Annotated in this window: 12 protein-coding genes and 1 pseudogene; 9 read left to right on the forward strand and 4 right to left on the reverse strand. The window is 61.4% G+C overall.

What is annotated here, in order from left to right:
- Positions 1–292 precede the first annotated feature (292 nt).
- The 3 genes from DNK10_RS21435 (at position 293) to DNK10_RS21445 (ending at position 3,555) form a co-directional block, all read left to right on the forward strand.
- The gene (locus DNK10_RS21435; RefSeq protein ID WP_131179861.1) at positions 293–976 is read left to right on the forward strand and encodes a response regulator transcription factor; all 684 of its coding nucleotides are present in this window, start codon (positions 293–295) and stop codon (positions 974–976) included.
- Positions 966–2,237, forward strand: a complete 1,272-nt coding sequence (locus tag DNK10_RS21440) for a sensor histidine kinase (protein ID WP_131192933.1) — start codon at positions 966–968, stop codon at positions 2,235–2,237. The genes DNK10_RS21435 and DNK10_RS21440 overlap by 11 nt, the downstream gene beginning before the upstream one ends.
- Before the next feature lie 298 nt (positions 2,238–2,535).
- Entirely contained in the window at positions 2,536–3,555 is a 1,020-nt protein-coding gene (locus tag DNK10_RS21445) for an alpha/beta hydrolase (protein WP_131192934.1), read from the forward strand.
- A gap of 34 nt (positions 3,556–3,589) precedes the next feature.
- Here the strand turns inward: DNK10_RS21445 and DNK10_RS21450 are convergent, their stop codons facing one another.
- Positions 3,590–3,751 (reverse strand): FCD domain-containing protein, encoded by a 162-nt coding sequence (locus tag DNK10_RS21450; RefSeq protein ID WP_425273876.1) that lies wholly within the window; start codon positions 3,749–3,751, stop codon positions 3,590–3,592.
- A gap of 110 nt (positions 3,752–3,861) precedes the next feature.
- Between DNK10_RS21450 and DNK10_RS21455 the strand changes: the two are divergent.
- A pseudogene (locus tag DNK10_RS21455) lies at positions 3,862–4,005 on the forward strand (VOC family protein); the annotation flags it as partial.
- 74 nt (positions 4,006–4,079) lie between these two features.
- Here DNK10_RS21455 and DNK10_RS21460 read toward each other — a convergent pair.
- Together DNK10_RS21460 and DNK10_RS21465 are read right to left on the reverse strand one after the other, a co-directional pair.
- The gene (locus DNK10_RS21460) at positions 4,080–4,496 is read right to left on the reverse strand and encodes a VOC family protein (RefSeq protein WP_131192936.1); all 417 of its coding nucleotides are present in this window, start codon (positions 4,494–4,496) and stop codon (positions 4,080–4,082) included.
- Positions 4,497–4,820: 324 nt separating this feature from the next.
- Complete coding sequence (locus DNK10_RS21465; RefSeq protein WP_131179856.1) at positions 4,821–5,240, reverse strand: Lrp/AsnC family transcriptional regulator; 420 nt, start codon at positions 5,238–5,240, stop codon at positions 4,821–4,823.
- Between the two features lie 179 nt (positions 5,241–5,419).
- Here DNK10_RS21465 and yjeH point away from each other — a divergent pair, with 179 nt between their 5' ends.
- From yjeH to DNK10_RS21485, 4 genes are all read left to right on the forward strand, one after another.
- The gene (gene yjeH / locus DNK10_RS21470) at positions 5,420–6,700 is read left to right on the forward strand and encodes an L-methionine/branched-chain amino acid transporter (RefSeq protein ID WP_131192937.1); all 1,281 of its coding nucleotides are present in this window, start codon (positions 5,420–5,422) and stop codon (positions 6,698–6,700) included.
- 53 nt (positions 6,701–6,753) lie between these two features.
- Positions 6,754–8,091, forward strand: coding sequence for a TAXI family TRAP transporter solute-binding subunit (locus tag DNK10_RS21475; RefSeq protein ID WP_131192938.1), 1,338 nt, complete (start codon positions 6,754–6,756; stop codon positions 8,089–8,091).
- A gap of 62 nt (positions 8,092–8,153) precedes the next feature.
- On the forward strand, positions 8,154–9,161 hold the full coding sequence (gene yejK, locus DNK10_RS21480; protein ID WP_131192939.1) for a nucleoid-associated protein YejK: 1,008 nt from the start codon (positions 8,154–8,156) through the stop codon (positions 9,159–9,161).
- A gap of 26 nt (positions 9,162–9,187) precedes the next feature.
- Complete coding sequence (locus DNK10_RS21485; protein WP_131179852.1) at positions 9,188–9,511, forward strand: glutaredoxin family protein; 324 nt, start codon at positions 9,188–9,190, stop codon at positions 9,509–9,511.
- A gap of 161 nt (positions 9,512–9,672) precedes the next feature.
- Here the strand turns inward: DNK10_RS21485 and qhpR are convergent, their stop codons facing one another.
- On the reverse strand, positions 9,673–10,758 hold the full coding sequence (qhpR, locus tag DNK10_RS21490; protein WP_131192940.1) for an AraC-like transcriptional regulator QhpR: 1,086 nt from the start codon (positions 10,756–10,758) through the stop codon (positions 9,673–9,675).
- Between the two features lie 346 nt (positions 10,759–11,104).
- On the opposite strand from qhpR, the gene DNK10_RS21495 reads away from it, so the two are divergent.
- Positions 11,105–11,351, forward strand: a 247-nt coding sequence (locus DNK10_RS21495; protein ID WP_131192941.1) for an aldehyde dehydrogenase family protein, incomplete at its 3' end; no start/stop codon positions are given.

The raw sequence follows: 11,351 nt of genomic DNA on the forward strand, positions 1-11,351 counted from the left end.
CGCATCTGCAGGTGAATACGCAAGGGGCCTTGCGCGCTTCGGTCGCCCTGCATACAAGCGCATGAATGTGCCTTGTTCGCATGACTTTTTAAAGGCGGAGCCCTTTTTCGTTGAGCGGCGCTCCTGGCGTGCAGAGCGGCAGGCAAACGGCAAGGAGCATGGTGAGGCATATCGGAGCTGTGGCATCGTATGAGCCTGGCTGGATGAACGAGCGACAATCGTGCGATTACCCTATGAAGGCTTCGTCAATGCTTCGTGAAAAAAGCGTCAACCCCTGTGAAGAGAACGTTGCATGCGCATTCTGGTGATCGAAGACAACCGCGACATCCTGGCCAATATCCTGGATTACCTGCAGCTCAAGGGCTACACGGCGGATTGCGCCCAGGATGGTCTGTCCGGCCTGCACCTTGCCACTCAGGGCCATTACGACCTGATCGTGCTGGACATCATGCTGCCCGGCCTGGATGGCTATCAGTTGTGCCGTCGATTGCGCGAAGAAGCGCGCAGCAGCATTCCGATCCTGATGCTCACCGCCCGCGACGCCCTGGAAGACCGCCTGCAAGGCCTGAGTGCCGGCGCCGACGATTACCTGATCAAACCCTTCGCGCTGTCCGAGCTGGTCGCGCGCATCGAAGCCATTCTGCGTCGCTCGCAGGGCAATCGCCGACGGCTGCTGGAAGTCGCCGAGCTCACATACGACCTCGATACCCTGACCGTGACCCGCTCCGGCACGCCCATCAAACTCAACCCGCTGGGCATGAAACTGCTGGCGGTGCTGATGCAGCGCTCGCCCGCCGTGGTGCGCCGCGAGGCCCTGGAAGAAGCCTTGTGGGGCGACGACTGCCCTGACAGCGACAGCTTGCGCAGCCACATCCATCAATTGCGCCAGGCCATCGACAAACCCTTCACCACGGCATTGCTGCATACCTTGCATGGCGTGGGCTACCGCCTGGCAGCGAATCGCGATGGAAACTAAGCAGCCGTTCCGACGGCGCATCCTCATCGCCTTCGTGACCATGACCGTTCTGGTCAGCGGAGTCTTTTCCCTGAGCATCGTGGCCATCGTTCACCTGATCGAGGAACACCTGGTTTCCGAAGAGCTCGCCCTGGAACTGGGGGCGGTCATGGAGCAGGATTTGAAGAACGACCAGGCTCCGCGTCTGGATGCGAAAACCCGCTTTTATGCCTCGGGCTATCCGCAATACGCGATCCCCAGCCGTTATGCCGAATCACCGGAGGGCTTCAGCGAGCAGCTAGAGGGCGAGCGAGCGTTCTATATCTTTAGCCAGACCATCGACGGTGACCGCTACCTGCTGGTGAAGGAACAGAGTGAGTTCGAAAAGCGCGAGCAGGTGCTGTTCAACGTCGTGCTGGCGGGCTTTCTGCTGTCCGTGCTCGGTGCCCTGGGCCTGGGCTGGTTCATGTCCGAACGAGTGATGAGGCCAGTGAGCAAGCTGGCCAATCAGGTGCGCCACCGCGACCAGCTCTTGCCGTTGGCGCCGGCCCTGGCACCGGAATACCCGGACGATGAAGTCGGCCAGCTTGCCGCCGCATTCGATAGCACCCTGGGGCGCCTGCGTCAGTCCCTGGAGCGTGAACGCCTGTTCACCAGTGACGTCAGCCATGAGCTGCGCACGCCATTGATGGTCATCGCCAGCTCGTGCGAGCTGCTCTCCCAGGTCGCCCTGGAGCCAGTGCAACGCAAGCAGGTGGAGCGCATCGAAAGAGCCAGCACCGAGATGCAGGATCTGGTGCAGACCTTCCTGCAACTGGCCCGCGTCAAGGGTAACGAAAGCATGTTCTCGGGCAGTGCCAGCCTGCGCCAGATCGCCGATGAGCAGGTCGATATCTGGTCACCGCCGATGCGCGAGAAAGGTCTGGATTTCCGCCTGGAAGTGGAAGCGCAGAACGATGGTATCTACAACCCCACCTTGCTGCGTACGGTGATGGCCAACCTACTGCGCAACGCGTTGCATTACACCGAAACCGGCTTCGTGAAACTCACCCTGCTGCCTAGTGGGTTTCGCGTCGAGGACAGCGGCGTCGGCATCCCGGAACAGCATCACGAACAGATTTTCGACCCGTTCGTACGCGGCGAGCAGGCCCGTGGCGAAGGCCTCGGCCTGGGGCTGTCACTGGTCAAACGCATCTGTGCCCACCAGGGCTGGCAGATATCGGTGCACAGCCTACCCGTTACCGGCAGCTGTTTTCAGGTGTCGTTCGAGGCGCCGTCCTGACACACGTTCGCTTAACGGCTTCACCAGAAACCGCTTCACAAGATCGGGGCACTACCACCAAGGTGCCTCGTCATGTCCAACCCCGATCCATCGATCTCGCCTTTTCCGGCAAATACGATGATTGCCTGTACATCATCGATGCGGGATTAAGGCTTCGACGCAATGATGACCATGACCAAAATCGACATCGCCACCATCGAGGCCGCTGCGGCCGGGCACTGACCGCGCGCAGCTTGCGACAGCAACCACAACGCTGGCATCCTTGCGCGCCCAAGTTGCCGAACGCGAGCTGCAGCCTATGAACCACGGCGTCAAATTGGCCCCACGTACCCTCCCGGTTCCGCAATCGATCAGCCCCGAAGCCCAGGCGACGCTCAAGCGCCTGGTCGGCGACGACGGCGTGCCCCTGAATGCGCTGCACGCGATGCCCGCGCCAGAGGATCACCACGGCTGGCGCCGCATGCAGACCGCTGTGGCCCAGCACTATGCCAGTGCCAACACCGGCCTGGCGGCATCCGTGCGCGCCAGCCTGCAAACCATCACCGTGGAACACGCCACTGTATACGTGGCAACGCCAACCGATGGCGCGGGAGATTGCGCTTATATCGACCTGCACGGCGGTGCGCTGGTATTCGGTGGCGGTGAAAACTGCCGCCTCGCCGCCGCCAGACAGGCCGATCTACACGGCATGGTGTGCTACGGCGTGGACTACCGCATGCCACCTGATCATCCCTACCCAGCGGCGCTGGACGACTGCATGGCCACCTACCGCCACGTGCTCAAGCACCACGCCCCGCACTCTATCGTGATCGGTGGCCGTTCGGCCGGCGGCAACCTCGCAGCGGCCATGGTGCTGCGCGCCCGTGACGAAGGCTTGCCCTTGCCGGCAGCGCTTGTGCTGATGTCGCCGGAAGTGGATCTGACCGAATCGGGAGACAGTTTTCAGGTCAACCGTACCGTCGACATGGTGCTGCCAAACCCGTTGATGGGTGCCAACCTGCTGTATGCCGACGGCGCGGACTTGTCCCATCCATACCTGTCGCCGCTGTTTGGCGATTTCACCACAGGCTTCCCGCCAACCTTCCTGCAAAGCGGCACGCGGGATCTGTTCCTGTCCAACGCCGTACGCATGCACCGCGCGCTGCGCCAGGCGCAGGTGCCGGCGCAGCTGCATGTTTTCGAAGCGATGCCCCATGGCGGTTTCATGGGCGCGCCGGAAGATACGGAGCTGGCCGCAGAGGTCGTGGAATTTGTGCGCCAACACCTGCAGCGGGCTGATCGGCAGTGCGTGCTGGGCACCGATACAGCCGGCCAGTGAAGCTGTGATCAGCCGACTGCAGGGTGCCTTGAATCTAGGTAAATGACTGGGCCACGTGCAAACGATGCAAGGTGATCTTGCGCACCTCCTGCTTGCAGAGCTCGATATGGCGCTTGAGCAGCTGCTGCGCCTGATCACTGCGCCGTTGCAGGATCGCACTCAATATTTGCCCATGCTCCTCGTACGTCGCGGCAATGCGTGGTCAAGGACTTCACCATGATGTAATCCGCGGCTCGGTGGCCAGGTCTGGCCACCTTTTACCGTCGTCTAAACTCCACACGCCCATATATCCCGTGGAGAGCAACAATGACCGCCCAAAAAGCCCTCTGCCTCTGGTACAACGGCACCGCCCTGGAAGCCACCACCTTCTATGCCAAGACCTTTCCCGACAGCACCGTGAAAAACGTGCACTACACCCCTGCCAACTACCCCGCCGGCAAACAGGGCGATGAGTAGCGCCTAAAGTTTGAGTTAGGCCGCGCCACGAAGTAGCATCGACTTGAATGAACTGTTCTGCCTGCCGCCTATTCCGACCATTGTGGATTCCAGACAATTTCCCAGAGATGTCCATCGGGGTCTTGAAAGTAGCCCGAATAGCCTCCCCAGAACGTGTCATGCGCCGCCTTGACAATAACAGCGCCTGCCGAGGTTGCTCTTGCCATGACCGCATCGACCTCAGCCTTTGAATCGACGTTGTGGCCAAGCGTCATTTCAGTAGCGCTGGAGGGGCCAACGACAACCCCCGTGTCATGAGCGATGCTCTTGCGAGGCCAGAGAGCCAAACGAAGACCGGGCTGCAACTCAATGAATACAACCGCCCCATACTCGAACTCTTCGCCCACGATGCCTTCGGTGGGAAAACCCAAGCCATCACGATAGAAACGCAACGAAGCCTCAAGGTCATCAACGCCAATCGTGATGACTGTTATTCGTGGTTTCATGCGACTAACTCCCTTGCGGCATAACCTTTGATCAAGGGACTGGCTTTAGCCCGTCCCGGTGAGCGAAGCGAACGGTCTTGAACCGTTTGTTAGGCTTTTTGGCCAAGGCACCACCATTGGACAAGAACATCATCTGGCTGTGTAACATCATGGCCGTGCTCGACAAAATTCAATGGGGGTCAGCAAGCCGAGCTTCTCACTATGTCCATATCAGTTCGATCAGTACAGACCCGCTCGGACTTGCAGATGTGCGCACTACTCGGATTTACACCCATGTGCTGGGTCAAGGGTTTGCTGGCGTATTCAAGCCCATTGGGCGAGTCGTCACATCAGCCAGTCTTTGACGACCATATGGGTTTTTATTTTGTGCACCCCAGGGAAGTTCTCGATCTCGCCACGTACCTCAGCCAGCCGCTCCATGGAGGATGCCTCGAGGTAGATCAGCATGTCGGTTTCCCCGCTGATGCCGGAGCAGCGACGGACTTCCGGGAACGCGCGCATGCGCTCGACGTACTGCTCACAGCGCCCGCCCGTGTAGAACAGTTCCAGATAGGCACGCACCGCAATGGTGGTGGGCTCGGCGATACGGGCGTGATAGCCCTGAATGACCCCGGACGTTTCCAGTTGGCGGATGCGCTCGCTCACCGCGGAACGTGACAGGTTGACCTGTCGGGCGACCTCGGTGACGGTCAGTCGCGCGTCTGCGCGCAGCAAAGCGATGATGCGTTGATCGAACTTATCCACTTGGCTCTCTGCACCCATCTGCACAAACAAGATGACGGGCATTCCCGCCGTTTCGCCGGTCGTCGCCGACGCTTTGCCAGCAGCCTCCGAAGCGGCGCGGCCTTACCATGGAAGCTTGGCGGATCAGCGCACCACACCCGGTCGCAGCCGTCACGTCAGAACGAGCGAGAGCATACAACATGAGTCGGTTGAACAAGGAATTGGGGCTGCTGCAAGGGGTCGGCCTGTTGTCCACGTCGCTGCTGGGCACCGGAATCTTCGTGATCCCGGCGCTGGCCGCCACGGCAGCCGGGGAGATATCGCTGTGGGCCTGGCTGCTGCTGATCGTGCTGATTCTGCCGATAGCGTTCACCTTCGCCCAGCTCGGCCGCCACTACCCCCATGCCGGCGGCGCGCCGCATCTGATCGGCCGCGCGTTCGGCGGGCGCATGGAACGCCTGAGCGCCTTTCTGTTCCTGGCGGTTCTGCCAGTAGGGTTGCCAGCCGCACTGAATATCGCCAGCGGTTTCTGGCATGCCCTGTTCGAGCTGAGCGACCTGGCGGTTCTGGCCATTCAACTGGTGACCCTGGGCATCATCCTGCTGCTCGGCCAGCGCCCGGCGCGTACCTCGGGTGGTGTGCAGATCGCCATCGCCCTGGTCATCGTCGCCACCATCGCGCTGATCTGGTGGAAAGGCGACCTTCCGCACACCGAACAACCGCTGCTGCCGCCACTGGCGGGCAATTGGCAGTTGCTGCCGGTGGCCTTGGGCGTGATGTTCTGGTGCTTCGTCGGCATCGAGGCCTTCACTCACCTGGGCGAGGAGTTCAGGAACCCGCAACGCGACTTTCCCCTGGCGCTGTTGCTCGGCGTATTGCTCGCCGGCCTGGTGTACTGGGCCTGCTCGGTGGCAGTGCTGAGCTTTCATGCCTACGGCGATACACGTACCGACGCCGCTTCCCTGCCGCGCATGCTCGATCTGCTGCTCGGCGATCAGGCGCGCTGGCTCAGCGCGGGCATCGGCTATCTGGCCTGCTTCGCCTCCATGAACGTATACATCCAGGGCTTCGCACGGCTGATCTGGAGCCTGGCCGACGAAGGCAAGCTGCCGCGCCTGCTGGCCAGCCGCAACGCCAATGGCGTGCCGGCCAGGGCGCTGCTGCTGGTGGTACTCGGTTGCGCGCTGAGCACGACAGTGATCTGGAGCCTGTCGCTGTCGCTGGATCAACTGATCCGCTATGCCAACGGCAACTTCATCGTCATCTACCTGCTCAGCATGGCCGCCGGCTGGGTGCTGCTCAAGGGACTTTGGCGTTGGCTGGCCGGCATCAGCGCCCTGCTCTGCGTCGGCATTCTGCTGATGCTCGGCGGCGATGCGCTGTACGCCATTGGTCTGCTGGGCGTACTGATGCTGCTCGACCGCAGGCGCCAGGCGCGCCGTACCGGCATGCCGCTGGGCGAAAGTGGCTCTCGGGGGTGACTGGCAGCGCTGCATGGCTCTATCCTTGAGCGGATTCATCGAAAGGAAGCGCCATGCCACGTGTACTCAAAGACCTGAAAATTATGCTGCTGGCCAATTTCTGGCTGGTTCCGGTACTCGCAGCCCTGGTCGCGGCACTCTTCTACTTCGTGGCGCCACCACCGCCCATGCACGCCAGCCTGGCGACGGGCAGCGCCAGCGGTGGCTACCACGCCTTCGGCGAGAAGCTGCGTGACGAGCTGGCCAGGGAGGGATTTACCCTCACGCTGATCAACAGTGAAGGCTCGCGAGACAATCTCGACAAACTGCGTAGCAACGAGGCGCAACTGGCACTGGTGCAGAGCGGTCAGGAGCTGACCCTGCCCACGCCTGAGCGTGACGCGCTGCTCGGCCTCGGCGTGATGTACCAGGAACCCTTGTGGCTGTTCGTGCGTAGCGCACAGGCAAGCGCCCATTTTCAGGATCTGCTCGACCAGCGAGTCGCCATCGGCACGCCCGGCAGTGGCTCCGGCGCGGTCATCTACGCGCTGCTGGAGGCCAATCGCATCACACCCGATCAGTATCCCGAGAGCTGGCAGGCCATCGGCGGCAAGCGCGCTGCCGATGCACTGATCGCCGGAGAACTGGATGCCGGCTTCTTTCTCGGTCCGGCGGAAAACGCACTGATCCAGCGCCTGGCGAGCGCCCCCAACCTGCACCTGATCGGCCTCGGCCGCAGCGCCGCTTATATGGCCCGCCTGCCTTACCTGAACCGTCTGGAAGTGGGCGAAGGCCTGCTCGACCTGGCCAGCAATACGCCGGATCGCGATATCGTCACCCTGGGCCCTTCCGCCACCCTGCTGGCCAATGGCGAGTTCCACGCCTCGCTGACCCCACTGATTCTCGCCGCCGCCCGCGAAGTGCTGAAGGATGGCAATCTGCTCGACGCCGCCGATCAGTACCCGGCCGCGCCACCACGCACCCTGAAAACCCTCGGCGAAGCCGAGTATTTCTATAAGAACGGCCTGCCGATCCTGCAGCGCTACCTGCCGTTTCGCATCGCCTCCCTGGCCGACCGATACATCATCCTGGCCATTCCGCTGCTGGTGTTGCTGTTCCCACTGATCAAGGCCATCGGCCCGCTGTACCGCTGGCGCATCCGTGCCCGCATCTACCGCTGGTACAAACACCTGCGTGAAATCGACCGGCAGTTGCACGACGGCACCCTGCCTGCCCAGTTGGACGAGGAAATCCAGCGCCTGGAGAGCCTGGAGGCGGAAATGGACAAGATCGATGTGCCCCTGTCCTACTCCAGCGAACTGTACGAACTGCACATGCACCTGCGTTATGTCATCGAGCGGCTGCAGGCATTACGGCAGTCACGGGCGACCACGGCGGCAACAGTCGGGTAAACTTTGCACAACTTCGGCCGCCTTGCAGCGGCCCCATTGCGTTAACGCCTGAAGAGACTCCCATGCCGATCCGTCACTGTATCGTCCACCTGATCGACAAGAAGCCCGACGGCAGCCCTGCCGTATTGCACGCCCGCGACACTGAGCTGGGCACCTCCCAGGCCATCGAGAACATGCTGGCCGACCTCAACGAAAGCTATAACGCCAAGCAGGGCAAAGCCTGGGGCTTTTTCCACAGCGAGTCCGGCGCCTACCCTTTCAGCGGCTGGCTGAAAAATTACCTGGAAGATGGCCAGGATTTCGCCGCGTTCAGCCGTCAGGCCGTGGAACATCTGCAGAAGCTGATGGAAGAATCCAACCTGTCCACCGGCGGCCACGTGCTGTTCGCTCACTACCAGCAAGGCATGACCGACTACCTGGCCATCGCCCTGCTGCACCACAGCGAAGGCGTGGCGGTGAACGACGCGCTGGACGTAACCCCGGCCAAGCACCTGGATCTTGGTCAGCTGCATCTGGCCGCGCGGATCAATATTTCCGAATGGCGCAACAACGCCAATTCCAAGCAGTACATCTCCTTCATCAAGGGCAAGAACGGCAAGAAGGTCTCGGAATACTTCCGCGATTTCATCGGTTGCCAGGAAGGCGTCGACTCGCCCAGCGAGACACGCACCCTGCTAAAGGCCTTCAGCGATTTCGTCGAGAGCGAGGATCTGCCCGAGGAACAGGCGCGCGCGAAGACCGACACCCTGGTCGACTACGCCACCAGCCAGAGCAAGATGGGCGAGCCGATGACGCTGGAGGAGCTCTCCGGGCTGATCGACGAAGAGCGTCCCAAGGCGTTCTACGACCATATCCGCAACAAGGATTACGGTCTGTCGCCGGAAATTCCTGCCGATAAGCGCACCCTGAGCCAGTTCCGTCGCTTCACCGGTCGCGCCGAAGGTCTGTCGATCAGCTTCGAGGCCCACCTGCTCGGCTCGAAGATCGAATACGACGAAACGCAAGGCACGCTGATCATCCGCAACCTGCCGACCCAACTGACCGACCAGTTGAAACGCCGCAAGGACTGAGCGACTTGTAGGCAGAGGACTGCACCATGAAAAGGATTTTGCTGATTCTTGCGGTACTGGCGACCTGGCAACACTGGGATCGTATCGAACCGCTGCTGTTCGGTAACAGCGAGCGGGTCGCCGGCCAGGGTGAGGTCATCCTCTACGCCACAAGCTGGTGTGGTTACTGTGCCAAGACCCGGGAGTTTCTCGGCGAACGCGGTATCGCCTACACCGAACTGGACATCGAGAAGTCCAGCGAAGCGCGCCGTGCCTACGACGCCCTCGGTGGCCGTGGCGTTCCAGTTCTCAACGTTAACGGCACGGTGATCCACGGCTATAACCCGCAGGGGATTCTGGCGGCGTACTGAGTTTCAGGATCGAGACGAACAGGTCGCTATAAGGCGGGAGCGGCCGTTCGGTGGACGACGCTTCACCCGTCCACCGCTCTGCAACCGCAATGGTGGATGAAAAGAGCGTCATCCACCCTACGGGGTGAGCGGCCGCTTACGCCTTGCAGCGGATGGTCACTTCAATGCGTGCGCACGCCATCGCTGTCATGCCGCCACTGCCGTGGGCTGACTCCGAACCAGCGTCGGAAGGCGCGCGAGAAGGCGCTGACTTCCGAGTAACCGAGCAACGGAGCCAGGTTGGAGATGGGCAACTGGTGCTGGCGCAGGTAATGGGTCGCCAGCTCGCAGCGCAGCTTGTCCACCATCGTGGAGAAATTCAGGCCCTGATCGCGCAACCGCCGCTGCAATGACCAACTGCTCATGCCCAACTGCTCGGCAGCCTGTTCCAGCACCGGCTCGCCAACCAGCAACTGCTGCCGAATCTGCTCGCGAACGTCATCGGCGATATCCCGTTCGCCGCGACCGCTCAGGTTGCTGAGCTGGCTGAGGGAATCCTGCATCACCAGCAACAACACCGGGTCGCTCTGCGGCATGCTGCGATCCAGGCCGCGCTTGGAAATGATCAACGAGTTGAACGGCTGCTCGAAATACACCGGCGCATCGAAGACTTTGCAGTGCTCATGCCATTGCTCCGGACGCGGATGTTCGAAATGCACCGCCCGTGGCGCCCACTGGCTGCCGAGCACGTGGCGAATCAGATTGAGCGCCATGCCCAGGGTCAACTCCGCGTCCTGACGACGACAGAGAATGGCGCCGTGGCGCACCTGATAGTCGAAGCGGTAGCACTCTCCCTCATCCACCAGACGAATCAAGCTGTTGCGCTGGTGCAGGGGAAAGGCACGGGCGAAGTTGATCAGTGCCTGCTCGACAGTCGCCGAACACAGCCCGATATAGCCGAGCAACCCCAGCGCCTGGGGCTTGAACTGTTGCCCGTAGTACAAACCGAAGTTGTCGCAACCGGATTGGCGCGAGGCCTCTTCCAGCACCTGGCAATAATTGGGTAACGCCAGGCTTAGTGTCGGGTGACGCAGGGATTCCGGATCGATACCGGAGACCCCGAGGATGCGATCCGCATCGCCACCGTGCTTTTCGATAAAGCCGCACAGGCCACTGGCTGCAGCCGCCAGGACACCGCTGTTGGTTTGCCCGCCGGATAGCAACGAAAAACCGGCAGACTGATCGGGCTGGGCAAGAACGGAGCTCATCGGTGCCTCCTTCGTGACAATTTATGTCTGGAAGCAAGAAGCACGCCGTCCCTCACCGGATCGCCGGGATGCGCCCAGCATAGAGTTCTGCGGGCAGCCAGTGAAAAGCCGCCTGGCAGCCTAAGCCCCAAAACGAGTCATTCGGAAACACTCGCACCGAAACAGGGCGCACCATTTGACTCACCGCGACACGGCCCAGGCTGTTGTGGAAATTTGACTTTGCAGAACAGCCACTCTCATCCAGCGTCAAGTCGGCCACATGAATTCGTCTCATAGTTCAGGCGAGTGCGGGCATGCAGCCCGCTCACCCTTAGAACTACAAGAAACAGTCGTTGGGAGAATTTTCATGATCTATGCCAAACCAAGTACCGCAGGCGCCGTCGTCACCCTCAAACCGCGCTACGGCAACTACATCGGTGGCGAGTTCGTCGCGCCGGTAGGCGGCCAGTACTTCACCAACACCAGCCCGGTGGATGCCTCGGTGATCGGCGAATTCCCCCGTTCCGACGCCAAGGACATCGACAAGGCCCTGGACGCCGCCCATGCCGCCGCCGATGCCTGGGGCAAGACGTCGGTACAGGATCGCGCGCTGA

It is taken from the genome of Phytopseudomonas daroniae, assembly GCF_004327275.1.
GTDB lineage: Bacteria > Pseudomonadota > Gammaproteobacteria > Pseudomonadales > Pseudomonadaceae > Aquipseudomonas > Aquipseudomonas daroniae.

Coding starts and splice junctions, on each gene's coding strand:
- DNK10_RS21435 (WP_131179861.1), top strand. CDS start 293: ATGCGCATTCTGGTGATCGAAGACAACCGCGACATCCTGGCCAATATC.
- DNK10_RS21440 (WP_131192933.1), top strand. CDS start 966: ATGGAAACTAAGCAGCCGTTCCGACGGCGCATCCTCATCGCCTTCGTG.
- DNK10_RS21445 (WP_131192934.1), top strand. CDS start 2,536: ATGAACCACGGCGTCAAATTGGCCCCACGTACCCTCCCGGTTCCGCAA.
- DNK10_RS21460 (WP_131192936.1), bottom strand. CDS start 4,496: ATGAAACCACGAATAACAGTCATCACGATTGGCGTTGATGACCTTGAG.
- yjeH (WP_131192937.1), top strand. CDS start 5,420: ATGAGTCGGTTGAACAAGGAATTGGGGCTGCTGCAAGGGGTCGGCCTG.
- DNK10_RS21475 (WP_131192938.1), top strand. CDS start 6,754: ATGCCACGTGTACTCAAAGACCTGAAAATTATGCTGCTGGCCAATTTC.
- yejK (WP_131192939.1), top strand. CDS start 8,154: ATGCCGATCCGTCACTGTATCGTCCACCTGATCGACAAGAAGCCCGAC.
- DNK10_RS21485 (WP_131179852.1), top strand. CDS start 9,188: ATGAAAAGGATTTTGCTGATTCTTGCGGTACTGGCGACCTGGCAACAC.
- qhpR (WP_131192940.1), bottom strand. CDS start 10,758: ATGAGCTCCGTTCTTGCCCAGCCCGATCAGTCTGCCGGTTTTTCGTTG.